The sequence below is a fragment of the Hyphomonas sp. L-53-1-40 genome (genome assembly GCF_000682775.1).
Classification (GTDB): Bacteria; Pseudomonadota; Alphaproteobacteria; order Caulobacterales; family Hyphomonadaceae; genus Hyphomonas.
Window position 1 is genome coordinate 798,368 of record NZ_AWFI01000001.1, and the last position, 23,878, is coordinate 822,245.

Here is a 23,878-nt window from a genome sequence, read left to right on the forward strand (position 1 = left end):
CAATCATGAAACTCAAAGACAGCGTTGCCATCGTCACCGGCGGCTCGAGAGATATCGGCCGCAGCGTTTCAGTAAAGCTGGCGCGGGAAGGCGCGAAAGTTGCGGTGAACTATTTCAGCGATGAAAAAGCCGGGCAGGACACGCTCAAGCAGATTCAGGACGAAGGCGGTCAAGCCATTCTGGTGAAGGGCGACATGACGAAAGAGGCAGATGTGGCAAACCTCGTTGCGGAAACGCAAGCAGCCTTCGGGAACGAAATTCATACTCTGGTCAACGTTGTTGGGGGGCTGGTCGCCCGGAAAAACCTGGACGAAATGGACGAAGACTTCTTCAACAAGGTCATGCACCTCAATCTGAACCCGGTCTTCCTGTCGATGAAAGCGGTGGTGCCGCACATGAAGGAGGGGGCGTCGGTGATCAATCTGTCTTCCCAGGCTGGCCGAGATGGCGGCGGCCCTGGCGCGAGCGTTTACGCAGCTTCCAAAGGTGCCGTGTCAACTTTTACACGAGGCATGGCCAAGGAACTCGGTCCGAGAGGTATTCGCGTCAATGCGCTTTGCCCCGGTATGATCGCAACGAGTTTTCACGATACTTTCACCAAGGACGAAGTGCGCGAGAAGGTTGCTGGTTCGACACCTTTGCGCCGTCAAGGGCATCCGGACGAGGTCGCTGATGTCGTCGCATATATGGCGTCGGAGGAAAGCTCGTTCCTGACAGGGGTAAATCTCGATGTGAATGGCGGTTTGTTGTTCTCGTAGTGGGACGATCCTCCCTCCCAATACGATCAGGGGCCAATGCGTTTATATTAGAAGGCGCATTGGTCCCGTCCTGATTTCAAGAGAGTAAACTGATATGTCTGCCACCATTGTGACGCTCGGCGAATTGATGATGCGTTTGACGCCACCGCGAAAGCTCAGACTAAGACAGACTTCCAGTTTGGACCTCTGTCATGGTGGCGCGGAAGCGAACGTCGCGAATGCGCTCGCAAATCTCGACCTGTCCTCACGTTTTGTTACCGCGCTGCCTTATACGGAGCTCGGCACGCAGGCGCTAATGACGCTGAGAGCAAATCGTGTTGATACTGAGTTCGTTTCGCGACTTGATGGTCGTATGGGCCTCTACTTTATGGAAGAGGGGGCAGATGCCCGGTCGGGTTGTGTAATCTATGATCGTGCGGATACGGCGTTCAGCCGTTTGAGCGCTGACGACATTGATTGGGATCGCGTATTCGATGGAGCGGACTGGTTCCATATTAGCGGCATCACGCCAGCCATATCAGCGTCGACTTTGGCGCTCACGCAGAAAAGTATCGCGGCCGCGAAAGCTCGTGGCATACATGTTTCCTTGGATCTGAATTATCGGGCGCGCCTCTGGAACTACGGCGTGGACCCGATTGATGTCTTGCCCGCCATGGTGGCTCAGGTGGATTCCCTGATTGCGGGACGTGGCGATTGCATGCCGTGTATCGGAATTGATGGAGATGGCGAAAACGGGTCGGACGACTGGGCGAGTTCACTGAGCGAGAAACTCAAGCGTGAATTTCCAAATCTCGCGAATGTGGCGATCACCATCCGTGCATCAAGTAGCGCAGACCAGCACGATTGGAAGGCCTGTCTCAGGGATGATAGCGGCATCGTTTTCTCCCGAGAATATGCGCTGAAGAATATCGTCGACCGGGTTGGTACAGGGGACGCCTTCTGTGCCGGGTTGATCTATGGCTTGCTTATGGAGCCGACCGCTCAGGCAGCTGTTGAATTTGGTGCTGCCGCAAACTGCTTGAAGCATTCTATTGTTGGCGATGTTGCGATTGTGACAGCCAGCGAGGTGCGCTCCGTCGCTGTAGATGGCGGGTCAGGCAGGCTACGCCGTTAAATGTCCTAAAGTTCGTATGGGGAGATTGTTGCCGTTGTCAGTGTTCACGGTATGTGGTCAGCAGGTGCCCATATCTCTTTGTGCCCCTGCTTGGAAATAGAGGCATTTTACTACAAGCCGTTTCGTAAAGATGCTGCTAGTTGGAGGGTTGAGTTTGGAGCGCCGCCAATAAAAACCCGACATCCCGATTATGAGTAAAGGCCTTCAATTCAGACCGCCTCTACAATTTTCCAAGCTTTCAAAAAGAATATTGGTAAAACAAACAGCGCTGTACGCGCAGGATCCCGTGTCTCTCCCTGGAAGCTGCCAACTTCTCTCCACATTGCCGCGTTAAGCGTGTGCATTGCTGCAGAAAGCCATTCTTTGATGTGAAGATCGCGTGACAAGCGCGTTAACACATTTTAGGTTGCCTGATTGGGGAATACGGGTTGATGACGAGAATAGCCGCCAAATCAGAATCAGAGCCTGCATCCATGGAGGATGCCGTGCGCGTAATTGGCCATGTGAAATGGTTCGATAGTGCCAAGGGCTACGGATTTATTGTCGCCGAGTCGACGTCTGACGCAAGTCTGACGGGAGACGTGATGCTGCATGTGACATGCCTGAGGGGGTATGGTGAGTCCTCTGCCGATGAGGGTGCGCGCATCGTTTGTGACGCTGTGAAAGGCGACCGCGGTTGGCAAACCGCTAATATAATTGAGATGGAACGCCCTCGGGCCACTGTGGCCAAGGAGAAAGGTGTTGAGCGTGACTACGAGACGGTCACGCTGAAATGGTTCAATCGCACCCGCGGCTATGGGTTCGTTCAGCGCGAAGGCGATGATACGGACATCTTTGTGCATGCCGTCGTTCTGCGCAAAGCCGGGTACGAAGATATCGAGCCTGGGACCGATCTGGATGTCTGCATTGAAACCGGTTCAAAAGGTGAGCATGTTAGCCACATTAAACGCGGGTAAGCAGCAGCCAAGACAGCTTGCCGCCTTGCGGGCACCCGTCTAAACAAGCCTCATGATACGTTTTATCGCTTCTGCTCTCGCATCGCTCGTCCTGTTCTTGCCTGCGGCTTTCGCCCAGCTGGAAACCGGGCCTCTCACGATCATGTCGGGAGAGATTGAGCACAGCTTCACCGTCGAATTGGCGAACGACCCGGAAGAAGTTCAGACGGGCCTCATGAATCGGGAAGAGCTGGCAGAGAACGCTGGCATGCTGTTCGATTTCGGCCAGCCGCGCGAAGCCAATATGTGGATGAAGAATACGCTGATCTCTCTGGACATGCTGTTCATTGATCCTGATGGCAAAGTGCTCGCAATTGCTCGTGAAACTGTTCCAGGGTCGCTGCGTCGGATCAATCCGGGCGTACCGGTGAAGGGTGTGCTGGAACTGGCGGGCGGGCGTGCCGCTGAACTGGGGATTGAGCCCGGCGATACCGTACACCACGATATATTTGGAAACATGGGTGAGTGAGGCGGTTGAGCCGCTGAAACAACCGCCGCCGGGATTCGTGCCAACGCCATCCCGCGGGAAATTTACCCTACACAATGGTCCCACGTATCGTGCGTCCGGATCTGGCGATGTGCGCACCGGTATGTGGGTACTGGATCGACACTGCAATGGCATGGGATTCCTTCACGGCGGAATGACCTGCGCTTTTTCCGATAGTGCGCTGGCATGGGCTGTCTGGAGCGCGACCGGCAAGATGTCGGTTACGCTCAAGCTGACCATGGAGTTCATGGACATCGTTCGGGAGGGCTGCTGGCTGGAAGCGCATCCGCATGTTACGCTGATAGACGGTGACCATGTTCACGTTACAGCGAGGCTGGTGAAGGACGATGGGGGCATTGCGGCGCGCGCTGACGCCATATTCAGGACATTGCGTCGGAAGAGCTGATTTGTTGCGCCTGCGTCAGACCGGCGCGCGTCAGCTCGTCAAGTTTGACCCGCCTCCAAACTATATTAGAAGAATCGCATATATCATCCGGAGCGGCCCTCATGGAATTTGATGCACTCATCTTGTCGCGACTTCAGTTTGCTTTTGTCGTAGCCTTTCACATTCTCTTTCCTGCCTTCACGATCGGTCTCGCGGCTTTTCTCGCTGTATGCGAAGGCTTGTGGCTGAGGACGGGCAGGGAAGTCTTCAAGCGACTTTATCTGCATTGGGTGAAAATCTTCGCGCTCGCTTTCGCCATGGGCGTCGTATCCGGGGTCGTGATGAGCTACCAATTTGGTACGAATTGGAGCCTGTTTTCCGAGATCACCGGCAGCGTCATGGGGCCCATGTTGGCCTATGAAGTGCTGACCGCTTTCTTCCTGGAAGCAACATTCCTTGGCGTGATGCTATTTGGCTGGCAAAAAGTTGGTCGGAAGCTGCACTTTGCTGCGACATGCGCTGTTGCAATCGGCACCACGATTTCGGCTTTCTGGATCCTCGCGGCAAACAGCTGGATGCAGACGCCAGCTGGCTTTGCGATTGATGCAGAGACCGGCAATTTCTATGCAACCAGTTGGATTGAGGCGATCTTCAATCCGAGCCTGCCAAGCCGGCTCGCACACATGTTGCTGGCTGCCTATACTACGACAGCGGCGGTAATTCTCGCTGCCGGTGCGTGGCAGACTCTGAAAGGCCGGACGACCGAGCCGACCAAGTGGCAAATTCGTATGGCGTCAGGCACTCTGGCCATCCTGCTTCCGATCCAGATCATGGTTGGACACTGGTCGGGCGAAGTTGCGCACAAGTACCAACCCGCCAAGATCGCAGTGGTAGAGGGATGGTGTGAAACCAAGGAAGTGCAGGGCACGGTTCTGATTGCGTGGCCGGATGATTCCGAATGTGGCCATGCGGGCATAACGGTTCCGGGCACCAGTTCATTCCTTTTCCCCGGCCTGGAAGAGGGAGAAATGCTGCACGGCATGGACCACTTTCCGGAATCCGAACGGCCACCGCTATGGCTCGTCTTCTATGCGTTTCGTATTATGGTAGGGGCGGGGCTCGGCATGCTGGCTATGGGCATTTGGGGCACCTTCCTCTGGTGGAGAAAAAAACTAGATACGCCAGGCCTTTTCCACATCGCGGCTGTTCCGGCTGGCGCACTTGGCTTCATCGCTGTCGTGACCGGGTGGATTACTGCAGAGGTCGGTCGCCAGCCCTACACCGTCTATGGGCATTTGCGCACGGTCGACAGCCTGTCACCGGTTTCTGCCGGGCAGGTGGCAACGTCTTTGCTCGTGTTCATGGTCGTCTACGCCATCATTTTCACGGCCGGTGTCGTCTATATGGCGCGTATTGCCACGCGGGGCTTTGATGACAGTCCCACAGACCCTGCTGGCCGTGAGCGGCGTCCTCCCGGCTCTCCAATGGGCGCAGTCGATGACAAGGCCGAGACACCCGACGACATTGTAGCGGCGGAATAGGAGGCTGACATGGCTATCGACCTACCCTTCATTTGGGCCCTGATTCTCGCCATCGGCGTCATGATGTACGTCTTGCTTGACGGGTTCGATCTCGGCGTTGGCATGTTCACCGCGATCGCGCAGTCTGAAGAAGAGCGGAACATGATGACCGCCACCGTCGAGCCCGTTTGGGACGGCAATGAGACATGGCTGATCATTGGTGGTGGCGGCCTGTTTGCGGCGTTTCCCACCGCATACGCGATCATCATGCCAGCCTTCTATTTGCCTGTGCTTATCATGTTGGCTGCATTGATTTTCCGCGGCGTCGCGTTTGAATTCCGACACAAGGCCGTGCGTCGACCCACCCATATCTTCTGGAATGGCGCTTTCTATGGTGGATCGTTCACCGCCGCATTTTCACAGGGCATCATGCTTGGCGGGATGGTACAGGGCATTCATGTCGAGGGCGGTGCCTTCGCCGGCGGCGCTTTCGACTGGTTGACGCCATTCACCCTTCTGACCGGTATCTCTGTTGTCATCGGGTACATGTTGCTCGGCGCTTGCTGGCTGGTTCTCAAAACCGAAGGTGAGTTGCATGACAAGGCGCGCAAGTGGGGCCGAATGGCACTTGCTGGCGTGGCAATTTGTTTCCTGGCGGTCAGCTTCGCGACACTTTCAGTGGATGCATCCATTGGCGATCGGTGGGGCTTTTCCATGAGCCATATTGAGCCTGCACGCTTCCTGCCGCTCGCGCCTGTGCCTCTGGTCGGCATGGCACTTGTCGCTTGGCTGTGGAGAGACCTATCGATGAAACAGGGCGCGGTGGGGACAGCACCTGACTGGCGACCTTACCTTCTGGCGGCGGGCATCTTTGCCAGCGGCTATGTGGGGCTCGGCGTCAGCCTTTATCCCTTCATCGTACCGTACGAAATATCTATCCATGAGGCCGCTGCGCGGGACAATGCGCTCGTTCTGATGTTGGTGGGCGCCGTGATCATGCTGCCGATCATTCTAGCTTATACCGCGTACGTCTACAGCCTGTTCTGGGGCAAGGTGAAGCCAGGAGATGGCTATCATGCGCATTGATCCAGTACAGCCAGCAGACGACAACGACGAGCCGCCGCTCACCAAACGGCTGATCTGGTTCGTCGGCATAGCCCTTGTGTCGATGCTGGTGGTCGCTGTCGTGGCCTATACGTTGAGAGGCCTGTTGCTCATTGGCTGATGCCCAGTTTGTCGAGCGCGAATGCCTTGATGGACTTATAGTCGGCCTTGCCGTTCGGCGCGCGGCCAAGATCATCTTTGAACAAAATGGACTTTGGGGCCTTGTAGCGGGCAATACGCGATTGCACAAAGCTGCGCAGTTCGTCTTCGCTGACCTCTGAATCTGTGGACACGACGGCCGTAACGGCGTTGCCCCACTTCTCATCGGGTACTCCGACGACGAGTGCGTCCTTGACAGCAGCATGTTCCTTCAGGGCCTCTTCGACCTCTTCTGGATAGACTTTTTCACCTGCCGTATTGATGCAATTTGACCCCCGGCCCAGCAATGAGATCGTGCCGTCCGCCTCCACCGTGCACCAGTCACCCGGAATCGCGTAACGGACACCATTGATAGTTCGGAACGTCGTGGCGGTCTTCGCCTCGTCCTTGTAGTAGCCGAGAGGGACTGCGCCGCCTCGGGCGATAATCCCAGCTTCGCCGCTGCCGGGTACGATCTCACGATCATCTTCGGAGAATACCTTGCAGTTCGGGCCGATCTCGAATTTGGACGTCTGGGTGCCGCCTTCGAGCGTCGTTGTGGACGATCCGAAACCGACCGCTTCCGATGAGCCAAAGCTGTCCATCATGGCGGCTTGGGGCATATGCTTCAGGAGGCCTTGTTTGACTTCCGCGCTCCACATTACGCCAGACGATACGATTGTTTGCACAGAGCTGACATCCCAACGGCCAGGGTTGTCGTCGAGAGCCTTGAGCATCGGCTTTCCGAATGCGTCTCCGACGATCGCCATGCTCGTTACGCCATGTTCCGAGACGGTTTCCCACAAATTCTCAGGGTCAAAACTTGTGTTCTGTTCCAGCGTGATAATTGCGCCGCCGCCTAGCAGCGCACCCATCGCCGTGAATAGCCCTGTGCCATGCATCAGGGGACAGGCGGGCACCTGCCGCGCCGTTTTCCCCATAAGCTGAACCGCCATCCTGAACTCTTCCATAGTGGACGGGTAGGGAAGACCGGCTTTCTCTGCGCCTTCTCTAGACGCTTGTCGCCAGACGGATTGTGACCACATCACGCCTTTGGGCATTCCGGTGGTGCCGCCGGTGTAGAGGAAAAACAGATCTTCTGGTGACCGTTCGATGCCGAGAGGAGACGGGTCACCGTCGGCGGCGAGGCGGTCATAATCTAGCGCCCAGTCGGGTACGTCTCCGCCGCCAATCTGGACCCAGGCTTTCACCTTCGGCAGGCGATCGCGAACCAGTTCGACCTGATCAGCAAATTGTGCATCAAAGAACACAATCGCAGCGTCCGAATTATCAAAAATGTAGAAGAGTTCGTCGGCGAGATAGCGATAGTTGACGTTAACATGCGTGAAACGACCCTTGAAGCAGGCGGCTAGCGCTTCAGTGTATTCAGGTTGGTTACGTAGATAGAAGCCAGCTTTGTCGCCTGTTTCTATCCCCATCTCGCGTAAATTCCGCGCAAGCCGGTTTGATCGGGCCGTGAAGTCTGGCCAGTATGTCCGCCGTGTCCCGTGGGCCAGAGCCAGGTCTTCCGGACCAAGCATCTCGCCCACAGCATCAAGCATGTCACCGAAATTCATATCCGAAGCAGATGCCACTTTGTTTCTCTCCCGTTTGTGTTTCTGGCAATCCTAAGCGGTTGCCGCAGCGGTAGAGAAGCTGGAATCGAACGCGTCGGAAGGAACATTTCGCAAAAAAAAAAGAGGCAGCACCGAAGTGCTGCCTCTGACAATTTGGCTTTGAGGGCGGCTGGGCTTAGAAGCCCATGCCACCCATTCCGCCCATGCCGCCGCCCATGTCAGGCATGCCGCCGCCGGCACCTTCCTTCTTTGGCGCTTCAGCGATGGACGCTTCCGTCGTGATCAGCAGGCCAGCGACAGATGCAGCATTCTGCAGTGCAGAGCGCACAACTTTCACCGGGTCGATCACGCCCATGGCGACGAGGTCACCATATTCTTCGGTCTGGGCGTTGAAGCCGAAGCCCTTGCCCTTGCCGCGACGGATCTGGTCGACAACGACCGAGCCTTCGACGCCAGCGTTTTCAGCGATCTGGCGAACCGGAGCTTCCAGAGCCTTGCGCACGATGTCGATACCGGCCTGCTCGTCAGCATTCAGGCCTTTGACGTCGATATTGCTTGCGGCAGCGAGAAGCGCCGTACCACCACCAGGGACGATACCTTCTTCAACAGCGGCGCGCGTGGCGTTCAGGGCGTCATCGACGCGATCCTTGCGCTCTTTCACTTCCACTTCAGTGGCACCGCCAACCTTGATAACAGCTACGCCGCCAGCCAGTTTGGCGAGACGCTCCTGGAGCTTCTCCTTGTCGTAATCGGAAGATGTGTCTTCGATCTGCTTGCGGATCTGCGACACGCGAGCTTCGAGGTCTTTCTTGGCGCCAGCGCCGTCCACGATGGTCGTGTCATCTTTCGTGATGGCGACTTTCTTCGCGGTGCCGAGCATGTCCATGGAGACGTTTTCGAGCTTGATGCCGAGATCTTCGGAAATGACCTGGCCGCCCGTGAGGACAGCGATGTCCTGCAGCATGGCTTTGCGGCGGTCGCCGAAGCCAGGAGCTTTCACAGCAGCGATCTTCAGGCCGCCACGCAGCTTGTTGACCACCAACGTAGCCAGCGCTTCACCGTCGACATCTTCAGCGATGATCAGGAGCGGTTTTTGGCTCTGAACAACGTTTTCGAGGATCGGCAGCATTGGCTGCAGGGAAGACAGCTTGCTTTCGTGCAGCAGGATGAACGGATCTTCGAGTTCCGCGATCATCTTGTCCGGATTGGTGATGAAGTATGGCGACAGGTAGCCACGATCGAACTGCATGCCTTCGACAACGTCGAGCTCGGTTTCGAGCGACTTGGCTTCTTCAACCGTGATGACGCCTTCATTGCCGACTTTGGCCATGGCTTCAGCGATCATTGCGCCAACTTCGGTGTCGCCGTTTGCGGAGATCGTGCCGACCTGAGCAATCTCTTCGTTCGACTTCACTTTCTTGGAGTGATGAGCGAGGTCTTTAACGACTTCGGCGGATGCTTTGTCGATGCCGCGCTTCAGGTCCATTGGGTTCATGCCGGCAGCGACGCGCTTCAGGCCTTCGCGAACGATGGCTTGGGCGAGAACCGTGGCGGTCGTGGTGCCGTCACCGGCAACGTCGTTGGCTTTGGAAGCCACTTCGCGCAGCATTTGTGCGCCCATGTTTTCCAGCTTGTCTTCAAGCTCGATCTCTTTTGCGACGGTGACGCCGTCCTTCGTGGTGCGCGGAGCGCCGAAGGATTTCTCGATGACGACGTTACGGCCTTTTGGACCGAGCGTGACTTTAACGGCGTTGGCAAGCGTATCGACGCCTTTCAGCATCCGTTCGCGGGCTTCTGCGCCGAAAACTACGTGTTTGGCTGACATTGTGGATTACCTCTGTTGAGAATTCTGTCGGATGGAAAGCGAAAGTGTGGGGGCTTAGCCCTCCAGGACACCCATGATGTCGCTCTCTTTCATGATGAGCAGTTCTTCGCCATCGACGGTCACTTCCGTGCCGGACCATTTACCGAAGAGCACGCGATCACCAGCTTTGACGTCGAGCGCGACACGCTCGTTGTCGTCACCAATCGCACCAGCGCCGACGGCGACGATTTCGCCTTCCTGCGGCTTTTCCTTTGCGGTGTCGGGAATGATGATCCCGCCCTTGGTTTTCTCTTCTTCCTTGACGCGGCGCACGACGACACGGTCGTGCAGGGGACGAAGTTTCATTGGATTTAGCCCTCTTGTCTCTTTGACGAGTTCAATTGAAAACGGTCGTCAGCAAGCAAATGTCAGGGGGCTTTAGCACTCACCCGGCACGACTGCTAACGATGCTGCGGAGTTAAGAGCTGCGAACCACAGCGTCAACCGCGCTATTGCGAAATTTTTTGTAATTTCAGAAAGCGAGAAAGGCTGTTGGACGGCTCGGGAACGACGGCTTCGGAGCGCTAACGATAAAAATTCAGCCAATCCCATGTCTGACTGGGTGAGCATCGGCGCTACGTCAAGGCGTAGCGACCGGCTTGTCTGCTTGTTTCCAAAAGATGAATGATCAGGCGAGAAAATTCCTCAATCGATTGACGGTAAAATATACTTCCTATGTCACAACATCTGCAGCAACCGGGAGTCGGGACGTGCAGGGTAAGTTCGAAGATGTGGTCGAATCGCTGACCTTTTTCGCTTTTGTGGCGATCACGGCGCTTTGCCTGTGCTTTACCTTTTCCGTCATTGTCTATTCGATGGGGTTCCCGTCTGATCCTCAGAATTTCATCGTCGCGAACCTGTTCATCGCATCCTGTGTGGCGGTTCCGACGGCCGCAATTGCCGCCCAACACGAGTACAGGATGCGAATTTACCAGCGCACGTTGGAAGATATGGCCTCTACGGACGCGCTGACGGGACTGCTAAACCGCAAGTTCTTCAAACAATTTGCCTGCGAAGAGCTGGCGCGGATGAGCCGGACGGAGATGACGTCGGCGGTGGCATTGTTCGACATCGACTATTTCAAGGCGGTAAACGACCAGCATGGTCATGCAGCCGGCGACCGTGTGCTGCGAGAAATCGCTGCGGTCGCATATTCTGAACTTCGCGGTCCATTCGACCGACTTGGGCGCTGGGGGGGTGAAGAGTTTGTTGTCCTGCTCAGCAATGTCGATATGGAGAAGGCGCTCAGCGTTTGTGACCGTCTTCGTTCTTCCATTGAAGACCATGTCGTCATCGTGGACGGGCAACCCGTGAGTGTCACTGCGAGCTTCGGCCTGGCCATGTTACCGCCCAATTCGGATTTCGACGACATGCTCGATCAGGCGGACGGCGCGCTTTACGAGTCCAAGGCCAAGGGGCGCAATTGCGTCACGGCCGTCAAGGAACTTACGCTCGCGGCTTGATCCCAAATTGTCGGGTCCCTAAGCCTGACACCTGAGGGGGACTCAGTATGTCAGACATTATTCCAAACAGGTTGAACGACGCTTTGACGCGCGCGCCATCCCTCGCGGCGTTATCGGGGCGTCGTACGGAGTTTGCTCAGGCTGAGCGTGTTTGGTCAGATGTGCTGGAGCCCGAACTATCCCGGCGGGAAGAGAGCCGGAAAGCCACAATACGTGCAGCGATAACGCGTTCAGTTATCGGTGCTGGCATCCCGGTTTTCATTATAATTCTGTTGATGATCTCTACGCTCGTGAGCGTCCGCATCATTTCACCCGGGATCATATTTCTGGTTTTGGTGTCAGGCGCGATTGTGTCCGCGACCGCCTGGGTCAGGGTTTTTACGATGAAGTCGCAGACCAAGCAGCTGGTCCTTTCAGCAGCCTGTGAGCCGTTTGCCTTCACCTATGACACATTGCATCCAGACCTGTCCGATGTTGTCGATCTTAAGACGCTGGCTTCCCGCGTGAAGGAGTTGAATGCGGCCTATTCGGGCAAGACGAACCCGACAGTGAATACGCCGTTTGGCGCGATCAATATGAGCTCCACGAACGGTCCCGAAGCGCCGACGCCAGCCTATGAAATACTGAAAACTGTCAAATTGCTACCGGGTCACTCGCGTCTCAAATTCGAGGATCTGATTTCGGGTGAGCGTGCGGGGACTCGCTTTGCATTGGTTGAAGCTAAACTTGAAACCGGTGGCAAGAATAGCAAGACCGTATTTCAGGGCATACTGGTTCATGTCGAATACCCAGTGCGCTTTCTTGGTCGAACCGTGATCGCGCGGTCAGGATGGTGGAAGCGGGGCAGGTATTCGGGTGACCTGAAGAAAGTGAATCTGATTTCCCGCGAACTCGAGGAAGCTTTTACCGTCTATTCGACAGACCAGGTGGAGGCCCGGGCGTTGTTGTCCCCAGACCGTATGGAGCGCCTGATCGCATTGGAGCGGCACTTTTCCGGGGGCAAGCTTCGCGGTGTGTTCGAAGATGGTCACATGACTCTGGCGCTGGAAGCGGAGGATCAGTTCGAAGCAGGTTCGATCTTCAAAACATTGGTGGATTCACGTCGCTATGCGTCTGCGCTGGTTGAATTGGGTCTCGTGTGTGACCTGATCGACGGCTTTCTGACCCGGGATTGGGTGCAGGGGCGTTTGTAGTCAGTCAGCGCACGTCGAATTTGTCGGTTTTGCGTTCGCCCAAAATCATGCGTTGTTCGAGTCGCCTTCGAAGGGTTGCGTAATAAGCTTCCAGAAAGGCGGTATCGGTCTCGCCCGGCTGGGCTTGCCATCCAATCTTTTGCCGAATGCGAAGCGCGACTTGCGCCTTCACGTCTTGCGTTGACTGGCGAAGGACATCTTCCAATACGTGCAATTCATGAATGCCATAGGCTTCGGCTTGTTGGGGTGTGAAGGCAAATCGCTCATGCGTAGTGGCTCGGGTCGTCGATGAGATATCGCCCATCAGCTTGGTTTTGGGGTTTTTGATTACCCAGGTGCCAGCAATCAGGTCGCCAACGCGCATCTTGTCCTTGTTGAAGATTGGGAAGAGCAGGAAGATGCCGGACCAGACCAAGCCAAGCAGGGCCATCCAGCTGGTCACTTGATCTCCGCCCATCATCAGGAATTGAAAGGGTAGGCCGATTTCGATTTCACGAATGAAATTCCGCGCCAGAACCGAATTCGCCGTGAGACGCCCGCCATTGCGAGATGTGACCCGAATGCCAAGGGCACGCTTGCCAGGCGTGGCAGCCTTCGTGCCGAGTTCGAAGAAGATGTAGTAGAAATTTCGGACGAAGAAGAAAAAGACAAGCCAAACCGCCCAAGCGATATTGGCACTCTCGGGGTCCATGGCCCTTATTGCAAAAGAGAGCCCCAAAGCGGTCGCGATTACGATGGCCCATTGTATCGCGACATCGATAAGAAACGCGCCTGCACGCTCGGATGCATTAGCCAGTTTAAGCTGTATCGCGGCGCCTTCCGGCGTGACCAGTTTCCGTACAAGTTTCGACTGACGCTCCTGCTCTTGCATGCGGGCGCGGCGGCGGCGCGCAGCTTCAACATTCGCAAGGTTCACGGTGTCTGGTGCCGGAGGAACGGTAGAGCTCATACGGTGTCCGTTCGTCTTGGCAGATAAAAATATGCGCACCACAAACCGAGAATGCTCAGAGCGATCGTATAGCGGATCGCGTCACTATTGATCATTTGCCGCCCGAAGCCTTCTAGCAAAGCAGCCACGATCAGCATGATGACGCACCCCATTGCAATTGTGGCGGCCTTTTGCCCGGCATGGCGCGCCGAGTTCAACCTGGTCATCTGGCCGGGGAAAGCGACTGCGCCCCCTATCACGAAGCCCGCTGCTCCTGCCAGTATGATGGCAAACAACTCGGTTGTTCCGTGGATCAACAGCCATCCGGTAAATTCGTAGCCAAGCCCCTTGTCCCAGAATACGGCATGAAGTGAGCCCATCATGACACCGTTGTATACGAGCAGCCATGCGGTGGGGATACCGAACGCAAATCCGAGCGCGAAAGCAAACAGCGCAATCTGGGCATTGTTGTTGAACAGGAAACTCGCAAAGGAGGTCAGCTGGCCGTCGCCGAGATCTCCCTCGTCGGTATAGATTGTGGAACGTAGATATTCGACGGACGCATCCGGATTGCGTCCGTCCCAGAAGTTCTGACCGTGAAAAGTCCAGAACCACTCCATGTCCTGCATGCACAGAAAGAATGCGAGTGCCCATCCGCCTAACAGGAACACAGCTGCCAGCAGAGTTGGCCCAATGGCCGAGGAAATACAGGCAGGCCAGTCGCGTCGCAGGAAATCCATCATCCGCTCGCCGATGGAGGTCCGGGCGCCGTAGACGAAGAAATAGGCACGCGTGCAAAGGCTTTCGAGATAGGCGATTACATTTTGGTCGAGCGAAATGGAGCGCGCCACCGACAAGGAAGAAACCGCCTGCCTATATAGACGAGGCAAGGCTGTCATATCGTCATCGCTGAGCGCTTTCACGCCGGAGTTTTCAGCTCGTGTCAGGATCAGGTCCAGCTTGCGCCAATCGGACTCACGTTCTTCGCGGAAGCGGTAAGATTTGAGAAGGTCGCTCACAGCATGTCCCTCTGTTTGATCTGAAGATACCGGGAGATCAGCTCCGCGCCGAATTGTTCCGGTCTCGTCTCAATCACTTGTACGCCCATGCGCTGAAGCCGAAGTAGGACGGTGTCGCGTTCAGCCATGAGCGTGTCTGCAATCACGGCGCGGGTCACAGATTCCGTTGAACTTGGCGGCGCATCTATCATTTCTGCGAGCGATTCATCCTCGAATGTGGCAAATATCACGAGATGCCGATCAGTCAGACGCTTCACATTTTCGAGCATAAGCTCGGCTGATATCGTGTCGACGAAGTCAGAGAAAATGATGATGAGGCTACGTCGCTCAAGCTTGCTCGCGAGCGAGGAGAGTGCCAGCGTGAAATTGGCCTCCTCAGCGGAGTAGTCCAGTTGAGCCGCCAGATCCTGAGCTTTTGTGAAACTGCGTTGACCAGACATGAACCCGCTCATGAAACCGGGCTTGGCATCAAAGCCATAGATCATGGCGCGGTCGCCGCTGCGAAGAGACACAAAAGACAGGAGTAGTCCGGCATTGATGGCGCGATCAATCTTGGGCACGCCGCCAAGTGGCTCGCTCATCAATCGTCCCGTGTCAAAAGCGAAGACGATATTATGGTTGCGTTCGGTTCGAAATTCCTTGGCAAGGAGGTTGCGGTGGCGTGCAGAGTGTTTCCAGTCGATCGCGCGTCGATCCATGCCGGTCGTGAACTCGCGCAAAGCATCGAATTCGCTGCCATCGCCGCGCTCGATCTGCATCTTCACGCCGAATTCCGCATCACGAGAATAGATACGGATAGCTTCGTCTTTCACCCAGCGGATATTGGGTGTGATCGGAATATCTCTATCCAGCACGGTAGTGTGTTGTTTTTGTATCAGCCCGAGCGGACCTTTCCAGCGGCTCCAAAGTTTGACCAGCCTGGCTAGACCCCGTCGTGTTGGCGTGAGCGGCAACGAGTATGACCGGGCCCGGTCCTGCCAGCCTCTCAATCCTGCGAGCGGAATGGTCTGCAGGAACGCATTCACTTCCAACAAGACCTCGATCCGTCCGGGAAGCGGGCCTCGTGCGAACCGTAGCGTCAAGTCTGCAGGATCAGATCCGCCAGCATAAAGCAGTGCAGGCGCGTTTACATCAGCCTCATAGGCTCGCAGGGATGCGGCCAAGACGGCATCCGCAAAGATCAGGCTGGCGATGCCGCCGACCCAGCCAGCGGATATTACCCAGAGTTCAGGACGCAGCAGAGCTATAGCCACCATGAGCGGCACGCCGAGCAGCATCAGGAAGATGGCGCGAGGTGTGGGTGAAATCACCGCGGTGCGGCCGTCTGTTCGATGATAGCTGAAAGAGTTTCGTCGGTCGTCTTGCCTTCGATTTCTGCGGCGGGGGATAACAAAACGCGGTGGCGGAGTGCTGGCAGGGCCAGCAGTTTCACGTCGTCTGGAATAACAAAGTCCCGGCCGTCGAGCGCGGCACGGGCACGGGCCGCAGTGGCCAGCGCGGCAGCGGCGCGCGGCGAAGCGCCAGTTTCCAGGGCCGGGGTTGTCCGGGTCGCGCGAATAATATCCACGATGTAGGCAATGATATCGTCCTGCAGCCGGGCTTCAGCAACTGAATTGACAGCTTCACTGAGTTCTTCTGCCGAGACAACGGGCTCGATGCCGAACGCTGCTGCGGTTTTCATGCCCGTGCGTGTGCCATGCTTGGAAACAATTGCGAGCTCTTCTTCACGACTTGGATAGTCCAGCGTGTGCTTGAATAGAAAGCGGTCAAGCTGCGCTTCCGGCAGGGGATATGTGCCCTGCTGTTCGATAGGGTTCTGGGTCGCGATCACCGTGAACCGGTCGTTCAATGGGTAGGTGTCGCCATCAATCGTCACCTTTCGTTCCTGCATGGCCTCTAGCAGCGCGGCTTGTGTTTTCGGAGGTGTTCGATTGATTTCGTCCGCCAAAAGGAGATCTGTGAAAATTGGACCCTTGGTGAGGGCAAACTGATTGGTTTGAAAGTTGAACAGGTTCGTGCCGAGAACATCTCCCGGCATCAGGTCGGGTGTGAACTGAATGCGACCGAAGTCGAGCGAAATCGATCTCGCAAAGCATTGCGCCAATAGGGTCTTGGCTGTTCCCGGTGGGCCTTCAAGAAGGACGTGCCCTGACGAGAATATCGCAGTCAGAAGAACATCAACCGTTGTGTCCTGTCCCACGACTGCCTTGCGCACTTCGTTACGGATCCGGTCCGCCAGCGCCTTGATGTCATTCACGTTCATTCATGGATCTCCCGATAATTCCCTTGCGCCAGCGAAACAGCTCGCGCGCCTTGTTCATGAGGTCTTCACGGCTGGTGGCAGGACCGCGCAGTCCCGACGCCATGTCTGTGAAGTGTTTGCCGGACTCTTCTTCCGGGCCAAGCCGGTCGAACAGGGCGGTGAGTTGGGTTTCATTCAATGTCTTCGGAGCGCCTATATCCCGGGATACACGACGGCGGATCATGTGGAGATATGCGGGTGCTATACGCGTCTCCCGGCGCGCCATCGTAATCAAGCCTGCGGAGTTGTCAGCCAGCGCCTGTTTTCCAAGCGCAATGGCGCGTCCTTCCTTCACAGGAGGCCCAAATCGTATGAGCGCGGCCCAGCCCAGCAGAAAAGCGGCCGCCAATGCAGTCAACGTTGCGCCGATAAAGGGGATGTCGAAAATCATCTGCAGCAGATTCTCGGACCGAACGAAACCATGGAGAGTCGCATCAAATATAATGGGCTCGTCGTAGTCATTACGAAGAAAGTCGATCATCTGAGTCGCAAAGCGAGCGTTCTCAAACTGCGACAAACCGAAAGTGTTGATCATGTCGGGGTCGGACAGAACATACATGTCCGCATCGGGCGCCCAAGCGAGCAGGATCCCATCCTGTGTCTCAGCAATCGGCGTAAGCGAGTCTCCGCGTAGCACTTGCATCTTCACGTCTGGTTTGAGCGCGATTGATCCGAAGGGGGTTGAGGTTTCACTTGGCACATCGATACGTCCGATTTCCGCATCGATAGCTATCGTCTCCAGTAAGTCGTTCAGGACGCGCGCATTCATGAAGCGCGTATCCTTTTGATGGGTCTTGTTAAGAGGATCAGTCATGCCGGTCCATTTCGGCAGGACGAGCAAAGTAGTCCGCTGTGGCTCGAAGTCTTCGAGCGCCTTTGCTGCACCCCATTGGGGGAGTGTTAAGACGAGTAGGCCCCAATCACTGTCTTCAAGCGTGCGCTCCAGCCGGGAGACTTCCGCCGGATAGCCTTGTTCCTGAAGGAGTTGCACGAAGCCATTATAACCGAGCGCCGAGGTCGAGAACGGGTGCGCACCGGCCACATTCCGGTCCCGCAATTCGGGTGCCCAGCCTGCGAGCACCATGATTGCCCCAAAGGAAGAAAGCGCCACTGCCAGCAATATGCCGACGATCTTGCCACTGAACGGGGAGTCGGCGTGAGAACGATCCTTCATGTCCACTGCTCCCCAAATGCGAAGTCTTCGTAGGAAGCCCGCGCCGTATGCCAGCCGCTTTCGTCGACATCCCGGCCGCCGAAGAAACTACGTTCGACGATGGCGATGATCGGGCTGAGAGCGGTCCGCGCGCGATCCGGCAGGAAGCCAAGCTTGCCGATCTCACGTGCCGTGAGTGAGCGAGGCACGCCGATCTCGATGCGCGTCTGAATGTCCTCGATTGACCGGAACAAGAGTAAGTGCACGGCCTCCGCGAATTTTCCTGCGCGGGCAAGCGCATCGGCCTCTTCAAGTAGAGAGCGGGCGACGGATTCTGCCGGGCGGAAGTCCGGGATGACATCATCGCCGACTTTGTCGGCTTTGCTGCCATCTTTGCCAAACCGGATACGCAGCGCCTCTCCGAAAAGGAAGTACAACACGCCCAGAATCAAGGCGGCGATAGCTACATAGAAAATGAGCGTTAGAAGCGGGCCCAAATGACTAAGGAACTCAAACAATCCTCGTAGCCAGTTAGGCGGAGGAGAGGGCGGATCGAACTCGACAGGATCGGCTTCCGGTCGTTCGAGCTGGAGGGGCGATTTTCTAAGATAGTCCCGATGCGCCTGTTCAAGTGTTTCAAGGTCTGTTTCGGGATGGTGGGTGACCTCGCCCCAATCATTCGAGTCGGGAATCTCGATTGGGGCGTCCAACGCGAGGTCGTCATAGTCTTCGCCTGTCTGCGCCCCCGCAGGGACGGTGAGACAGGCTGCGATCAGCAAGGCGGCGCTTAGGCGTCCCGTCAGGCTCAATGACTGTCTCCCTCATGGCAGCGGCCCCGTCCACCGCCTTGACTGCTCCGACTATTTCAGAGGTTGGTGTCAGCTTCAACGCCCTATTGCGAAGTGCCTGCATCCAGCCGATATAGCCCGCTCAAGGCACAGATGAGGCAGAATATGGACAGGGCAGAACGCTACAAGGAATTGAAGGCGGAAATTGATAGCGTTGTTGCGGGAGAAACATCGATCACTGCGCGTTATGCGACAGCGTCCTGTATCCTGTCACAAGCCTTTTCACCCCGCTTCTTCTGGACGGGATTCTACATGGTTGACCCCCTGAAGGAGTCCGAACTGGTTGTTGGGCCGTATCAAGGCACGCTTGGTTGTCTGCGTATCCCTTTCGGCAAAGGGGTCTGCGGGCATGTGGCGGCGACGCGTGCGCCGATCATTGTTCCGGATGTACATGAATTTCCCGGGCATATCGCGTGCGATTCCGCGAGCAATTCTGAAGTTGTCGTGCCGGTATTCGACGCAAATGGCGATCTCGCTGCTGTGCTGGATATCGACTCGACAGAACTGAATGCTTTTGACGCTGTCGACCAGGCGGGCCTAGTCGCTATTTGCGAAACGCTCCTCACCGCCTAGCCCGGCGGCTGTCGATAGAAGTGCCGTATTCTCTATCAGCTCAAACGGCGTTTTTGATCGTTTGATCGCGTCGATTCGCAAATTGAGATTGTCTTCCAGAATGTCGAGTTTGCGCGCGCGAAGGCCGCTGATACGCTTGATCTCGTGGTCCAGTTCCAACCAGATATCGGCATCCGGATCATAAGCTGGCCACTCAGGCAGGCCTTTGCCATTTGGGTCACTTGTTTTGGCGAAATTGGTCCAATACGTAACCATTCGATCCGTCAGGATTTCATCGTCATCAGTTGTCGGAAAGAAGCCGTTATGGCTATCGAAGACAAACGCGATTTCTGCACCGTGATGCGCGCCGAGGGTTTGGGACTTGCCGGGCGGTGTCCGACTAAACTGGTAGAGCCAAGTTGGTTGGCCAGCAGCGACATTGGCTTTGGCCAGGAAACGCGTATGGACGCCGAACCAGTCATCGCCCAGCATTTTTTCGGCGCCCCGATCCCATGTTTCCAAGGATGTCATGCCATAGAGGGCCTGCAGCGCTTTCGATGAATTCACGCCGAACACGCCTTCCAGCATCGCTTCGCGTTGTGTGAGGGAACCAGAGATATTCGGCAGCAGGGCTGTCGGCGATTTGCTCTGGCTATAGAATAGAGTACCTTCATCAGCATTATAGCCTGCAAGGACTGGAACGCGATTGGCGCCACCGTCCCGGATAGCCTCGCCAATGGGCAGGGGCAGGACTTTACCATCCACTGTCGGTAAAAAATACCTGACCAAATCCTGTCTTAAAAGAACACGGTCGATGATCGCCCCCGACGGGATGGCGCGAAGCCGGTCTGCGGTAGCGGTGCCATCGGCGAGCGATGAGAGAAACTCGACACCGACTTCTTCAGAGCTTTGCACATTGGGCAACGCCGAGTGGGACAGGTGAAGCGCATTGTAACTGCTGACGCCGCTCTGCAGGATAGCCTTGTCATACAGGCCGTCGGCAAGAGGTGTTGCCATCAGATCACTGACAGATTGCGCGCCGGCGCTTTCGCCAAATATGGTGACATTGTTTGGATTGCCGCCGAAGCGCGCAATATTCATTTGAACCCAGCGGAGCGCTGCGACTTGGTCCAACAGGCCGTAATTGCCGGATGTTCCGGCTTCTTCGGTCAGGGCAGGGTGCGCCATGTAGCCGAATGGTCCGAGCCGGTAATTGATGGTGACCAGAACGACACCCTTATCCACCAGGCCATTTGCCTGGTAATATGATGCCGAACCGGTACCGGCCTGGTGAGAGCCGCCGTGAATCCATACCATCACCGGCTGTAGTCGAGGCTTGCCGCGATTTGCGGTCCGGACATTCAGGAACAGGCAGTCCTCAGCTTCAGCGGGCTCAGGCTGGGCCGCGAGGTATTGCCTGGCTGCAAATCGTTTCCACCAGGGCAGGCCGCTGCCATCAATGATATGGTCGACAACCTCATTCATATGTTCGCGTGGTTGCAGACATTGCGGGCCGAATTCCCTCGCATCCCGTGTAATGGCGCCCCATTGCGGTGGGGTGGTTGGCGCTGACCACCGACGGGCGCTAGCATAGGGAATCCCATTGAAAACTTGGATTTCCGGATTGTCGGGATCAACACCGCCCTGGATCTCGCCTTGATCGATCCGCAGGGGTTCAGTCAACGCCATAGGCGGCTCAGGCTGGTTCAGACGGAACCAACCCCAAGCGCCAAAGCCCAGCAGGGCGAAGAAAAGGACAATACTTAGTCGCTTCATGAAACGAGACCCCTGCTCGTCGAGAGCAAACGCTATACCACTTGTCCGTGAAAGTCACTTACCAGGCATCAAACCGGACCAATATCTCGTAAAGCATTTTCCGTAGCTTTTACAAGGTCTTCGCTGGGCTCTATGCCGCATGCCAAGCGGACGAAACCGTCGGCGACGTGGTCTCCCCAACGGACTCGGCATTCGGCAGAGGTGTGAACACCTCCGAAGCTCGTGGCAGGAACGATTAGTGAGTTGTTATCAATAAACTTTTCTGCGCTCTCGCGATCTTTCAGGGTGAAGCTTACGATCGGACCGAAGTCTCGCATCTGGCGAGACGCAACTGCATGGCTCGCGTCTCGCGGGAGACCGGGATACCGGACGGTCCGCACAGAGGGGTGCGATAACAGATAATTTGCCAGAATTAGAGCGTTCTGGTTTGCCCGCGAAACGCGCAATTCCAGCGTTTCAAGCCCACGATGCAGCAGATACGCGTCGAACGGGCTCACCGTCGCGCCGCCCAAACGACGGTAGCCACGCACCTGATTCATCAGGGATGTGTCCCGACTTGCTACATGTCCGCAAAGTACATCTGAATGGCCCGCCATGGCCTTTGTGTCAGCCATCACGACCATATCCGCGCCAAGATCGAGAGGTTGCTGGCACAGAGGAGTAGCAGTCGTGTTATCGGCCACCAGCAGGGCGCCTGCAGATTTTGCCCGATCAGCCACAGCCGCGATGTCGCAAACTTCGAGCCCCGGATTTGACGGTGTTTCGATCATGACAAGCCTGCAGCCCGACATGTCTGCATCCGCCATCTGAGCGGTAGAACAAGTCTCGATTGCTATCCCTCGGGGGGCGAAGTGTTCATTCAATAGGGCTCGTACATTGTAGTATCCGTCTGCATGCACCAGCACCTTGTCTCCCGGACGCAGCACCGTGTGGCACACGGCGGCGATAGCGGCCATGCCGGATGGGAACAGAACCGTTTCAGCATTTTCCAGAATGCCTATCTCCGCTTCGACGGTTTCGACTGTGGGATTACCATTGCGCGCATAGAAATGGCTGCCGTCCGGGTCTCCTGGCAACAGGAAGGTCGTACTCGCCATGATGGGAAGGGATATAGGTGCACCCTTGGAGAGGTTGCGGGCGCGGTGGTGCAGCAATTCTGAAATGGGAGACGGTTTCTTCGTCACGGATAATATTCCTCGCAATGGGATTCGCGCTGAGTCTGCGGTGAACCGAGCCGCAAGAAAACAGAATATCTGTCTTCAGGCACAGAGTTGTACCCGAGTTACTAAGCGTTTGTTGAGAGGATGCTTGCGTTTGGTCCAATCCACTCAGCAAGTTTGTCTCGCGCGACAACATCCAGATCTTGCCAGGCATCGCTCAAGGTTTGCAGGCATCTTGCCTGATACTTGAATACGCCCTGTTCATAGCGCCCGCGCTCTATTTCAAGCGAAAAGCTGTCTGATCCGGAACGGAGCGCATCTAGATTGGCCTTGAGGAATGGCAAATAGGTTTCCCCTGCTATTGCGAGAAGGTCGTGCACAACCGGGCTGATGCTATCCGACCAGTCACCTTCGATACCGCTCGCATCATCGGCGTGATCAATCCAGCGATACAAGTACGGTGTGTCCGCTCGCAGCCAGGTCATGGGAGTGGGGTCAACACTCATGACTTTCAACTGACCGTAAAAGCCAAGATCCGCGAGCGAAATGCGATCTCCGAACAAGAAGCGTGTTGGCCCGGTGGCCATCGCCTCCAGAACCTTGCAGATGCGCTTCCAGCTGGCCTCTATCAGAGGGGCGGTCTGGGGTGTGCAGCCAACGAGAGCCATGCGATTGATTTGCCGTTCACGGATGGTGGCAGCAGCTTCTTCCACGCCAAGGCGACTTGTGTTGGGAAGCGTGTCATAGATCAGCCAATTGGCGCACCATTCAGCATCCAAATCATATGCCCATCTGTAATGGAACATGGCTTTCATGAACCATTCGTCGGCCATGTCCTCGAGTAAAAGGCAAGCAAATCGAGCCAGCGGATCAGATGGTAGGAGATCCCGGCCTTCGCCTTCGAGCGACAGCAGGAAGGGGGTTGAGTCGTTCGTCCAGCTGCCGTCAGGCTGGCGGATGACAGGGATCACGGGTGCCCGCACATTTGGCATGACGCTTTGTCGGTCGTCGGCTGTCATACCGGTCCAGGTATGGACAAGGCGTTTGGCCCGCAGGGCGGCGCGCACTTTCATGGAATAGGGCGAGCCGAGCGCGCCAAAGATTTCGTAGCGGCTCACAGCTTTCTCCCGTTTATCCAAGTGGGACGGGTCACGATCAATTCCTGGCAAAGCAGGCCTGCCTCGCGATGGCGAGACATGGATTTGTAGTCTGGATGGTTGAGCGTAGCGATGAAGGCCTGTCGGTCGGGGAACTGGTTCACTAGCACTCCATCCCAATCGCCCTGACCGATGAAATAGCGTTCCGTCGATGCGAGGAGTAGTGTGGAGCCGCCGACCTTCTCTGCCGCAAAAGTGAAGGCTTCGGAGTAACGGATATAGGCGTCTTCCCCGCTGATTTCTTCGCCAAATTCGGGGTCATCCGGCTGATACTCAGCTTTAATTCGAAACTTCAGCAAATTCACCTGGGCAATGGGGCCATCGTTTGGGTCGTCACGAAACGCCCTGAATTGGTCGGCAGTAGGCTGGAAGGCAGGCATGGGCA

Annotated in this window: 24 protein-coding genes; 11 read left to right on the plus strand and 13 right to left on the minus strand. The window is 56.2% G+C overall.

Translation table 11 applies throughout. The annotated features are described in order from the left end of the window. Positions 1-5 precede the first annotated feature (5 nt). The 8 genes from L53_RS03740 (at position 6) to L53_RS17110 (ending at position 6,484) form a co-directional block, all read left to right on the plus strand. Positions 6-758, plus strand: a complete 753-nt coding sequence (locus L53_RS03740) for an SDR family NAD(P)-dependent oxidoreductase (protein ID WP_034811590.1) — start codon at positions 6-8, stop codon at positions 756-758. Between the two features lie 94 nt (positions 759-852). Continuing rightward, on the plus strand, positions 853-1,872 hold the full coding sequence (locus L53_RS03745; RefSeq protein WP_034811592.1) for a sugar kinase: 1,020 nt from the start codon (positions 853-855) through the stop codon (positions 1,870-1,872). A 431-nt stretch (positions 1,873-2,303) separates the two neighbouring features. Beyond that, positions 2,304-2,828 (plus strand): cold-shock protein, encoded by a 525-nt coding sequence (locus L53_RS03750; protein ID WP_051607529.1) that lies wholly within the window; start codon positions 2,304-2,306, stop codon positions 2,826-2,828. Positions 2,829-2,880: 52 nt separating this feature from the next. After that, on the plus strand, positions 2,881-3,336 hold the full coding sequence (locus tag L53_RS03755) for a DUF192 domain-containing protein (protein ID WP_034811596.1): 456 nt from the start codon (positions 2,881-2,883) through the stop codon (positions 3,334-3,336). A 151-nt stretch (positions 3,337-3,487) separates the two neighbouring features. Continuing rightward, positions 3,488-3,760, plus strand: a complete 273-nt coding sequence (locus tag L53_RS17265; RefSeq protein WP_255341997.1) for a PaaI family thioesterase — start codon at positions 3,488-3,490, stop codon at positions 3,758-3,760. Positions 3,761-3,861: 101 nt separating this feature from the next. Further along, complete coding sequence (locus tag L53_RS03765) at positions 3,862-5,280, plus strand: cytochrome ubiquinol oxidase subunit I (protein ID WP_034811598.1); 1,419 nt, start codon at positions 3,862-3,864, stop codon at positions 5,278-5,280. 9 nt (positions 5,281-5,289) lie between these two features. Continuing rightward, positions 5,290-6,345 carry a cytochrome d ubiquinol oxidase subunit II gene (gene cydB, locus L53_RS03770; protein WP_034811601.1) on the plus strand — a complete coding sequence of 352 codons (1,056 nt, stop codon included), beginning with the start codon at positions 5,290-5,292 and terminating at the stop codon, positions 6,343-6,345. Next, on the plus strand, positions 6,335-6,484 hold the full coding sequence (locus tag L53_RS17110) for a DUF2474 domain-containing protein (RefSeq protein ID WP_198019723.1): 150 nt from the start codon (positions 6,335-6,337) through the stop codon (positions 6,482-6,484). Before cydB ends, L53_RS17110 begins: the two co-directional genes overlap by 11 nt. On the opposite strand, the gene L53_RS03775 is transcribed toward L53_RS17110, so the two are convergent. From L53_RS03775 to groES, 3 genes are all read right to left on the minus strand, one after another. After that, positions 6,474-8,096: an acyl-CoA synthetase gene (locus tag L53_RS03775; RefSeq protein ID WP_233347529.1), complete on the minus strand. Its 1,623-nt coding sequence runs from the start codon at positions 8,094-8,096 to the stop codon at positions 6,474-6,476. The two genes, L53_RS17110 and L53_RS03775, sit on opposite strands and share 11 nt — an antisense overlap. Positions 8,097-8,253: 157 nt before the next feature. Then, positions 8,254-9,903, minus strand: a complete 1,650-nt coding sequence (groL, locus tag L53_RS03780) for a chaperonin GroEL (RefSeq protein WP_034811605.1) — start codon at positions 9,901-9,903, stop codon at positions 8,254-8,256. 54 nt (positions 9,904-9,957) lie between these two features. Further along, positions 9,958-10,248 carry a co-chaperone GroES gene (gene groES, locus L53_RS03785; protein WP_034811607.1) on the minus strand — a complete coding sequence of 97 codons (291 nt, stop codon included), beginning with the start codon at positions 10,246-10,248 and terminating at the stop codon, positions 9,958-9,960. Positions 10,249-10,652: 404 nt separating this feature from the next. Between groES and L53_RS03790 the strand changes: the two genes are divergently transcribed. Then, positions 10,653-11,405, plus strand: coding sequence for a GGDEF domain-containing protein (locus L53_RS03790; protein ID WP_198019724.1), 753 nt, complete (start codon positions 10,653-10,655; stop codon positions 11,403-11,405). A 47-nt stretch (positions 11,406-11,452) separates the two neighbouring features. Continuing rightward, complete coding sequence (locus tag L53_RS16205; RefSeq protein WP_051607532.1) at positions 11,453-12,598, plus strand: DUF3137 domain-containing protein; 1,146 nt, start codon at positions 11,453-11,455, stop codon at positions 12,596-12,598. Positions 12,599-12,602: 4 nt separating this feature from the next. Here the strand turns inward: L53_RS16205 and L53_RS03800 are convergent, their stop codons facing one another. Genes L53_RS03800 through L53_RS03825 form a run of 6 tightly spaced genes read right to left on the minus strand, consistent with a single transcriptional unit; the run spans position 12,603 to position 18,809 of the window. Then, a complete protein-coding gene (locus L53_RS03800) occupies positions 12,603-13,547 on the minus strand; it encodes an RDD family protein (protein ID WP_233347531.1) in 945 nt (314 codons plus the stop codon). Beyond that, a complete protein-coding gene (locus L53_RS03805) occupies positions 13,544-14,545 on the minus strand; it encodes a stage II sporulation protein M (protein WP_034811609.1) in 1,002 nt (333 codons plus the stop codon). Before L53_RS03805 ends, L53_RS03800 begins: the two co-directional genes overlap by 4 nt. Beyond that, a complete protein-coding gene (locus L53_RS03810) occupies positions 14,542-15,855 on the minus strand; it encodes a DUF58 domain-containing protein (protein ID WP_034811612.1) in 1,314 nt (437 codons plus the stop codon). Before L53_RS03810 ends, L53_RS03805 begins: the two co-directional genes overlap by 4 nt. Then, positions 15,852-16,808 (minus strand): MoxR family ATPase, encoded by a 957-nt coding sequence (locus tag L53_RS03815; protein ID WP_034811615.1) that lies wholly within the window; start codon positions 16,806-16,808, stop codon positions 15,852-15,854. Before L53_RS03815 ends, L53_RS03810 begins: the two co-directional genes overlap by 4 nt. Continuing rightward, on the minus strand, positions 16,795-18,021 hold the full coding sequence (locus L53_RS03820; protein ID WP_034811617.1) for a DUF4350 domain-containing protein: 1,227 nt from the start codon (positions 18,019-18,021) through the stop codon (positions 16,795-16,797). Before L53_RS03820 ends, L53_RS03815 begins: the two co-directional genes overlap by 14 nt. Beyond that, positions 18,018-18,809, minus strand: a complete 792-nt coding sequence (locus tag L53_RS03825) for a hypothetical protein (RefSeq protein ID WP_051607533.1) — start codon at positions 18,807-18,809, stop codon at positions 18,018-18,020. Before L53_RS03825 ends, L53_RS03820 begins: the two co-directional genes overlap by 4 nt. 144 nt (positions 18,810-18,953) lie before the next feature. Between L53_RS03825 and L53_RS03830 the strand changes: the two genes are divergently transcribed. After that, positions 18,954-19,421, plus strand: a complete 468-nt coding sequence (locus L53_RS03830) for a GAF domain-containing protein (RefSeq protein ID WP_034811619.1) — start codon at positions 18,954-18,956, stop codon at positions 19,419-19,421. Here L53_RS03830 and L53_RS03835 read toward each other — a convergent pair. The 4 genes from L53_RS03835 to L53_RS03850 all read right to left on the minus strand — a co-directional run bounded on the left by L53_RS03835 (position 19,386) and on the right by L53_RS03850 (position 23,873). Continuing rightward, positions 19,386-21,176 (minus strand): carboxylesterase/lipase family protein, encoded by a 1,791-nt coding sequence (locus L53_RS03835; protein WP_034811621.1) that lies wholly within the window; start codon positions 21,174-21,176, stop codon positions 19,386-19,388. The genes L53_RS03830 and L53_RS03835 overlap by 36 nt on opposite strands. A 68-nt stretch (positions 21,177-21,244) precedes the next feature. Beyond that, positions 21,245-22,360 carry a cystathionine gamma-lyase gene (locus L53_RS03840; protein WP_034811623.1) on the minus strand — a complete coding sequence of 372 codons (1,116 nt, stop codon included), beginning with the start codon at positions 22,358-22,360 and terminating at the stop codon, positions 21,245-21,247. A gap of 101 nt (positions 22,361-22,461) precedes the next feature. Then, positions 22,462-23,454 (minus strand): glutathione S-transferase family protein, encoded by a 993-nt coding sequence (locus L53_RS03845; protein WP_034811625.1) that lies wholly within the window; start codon positions 23,452-23,454, stop codon positions 22,462-22,464. Next, a complete protein-coding gene (locus tag L53_RS03850; RefSeq protein ID WP_034811627.1) occupies positions 23,451-23,873 on the minus strand; it encodes a DUF1330 domain-containing protein in 423 nt (140 codons plus the stop codon). The genes L53_RS03845 and L53_RS03850 overlap by 4 nt, the downstream gene beginning before the upstream one ends. Positions 23,874-23,878: the final 5 nt, after the last annotated feature.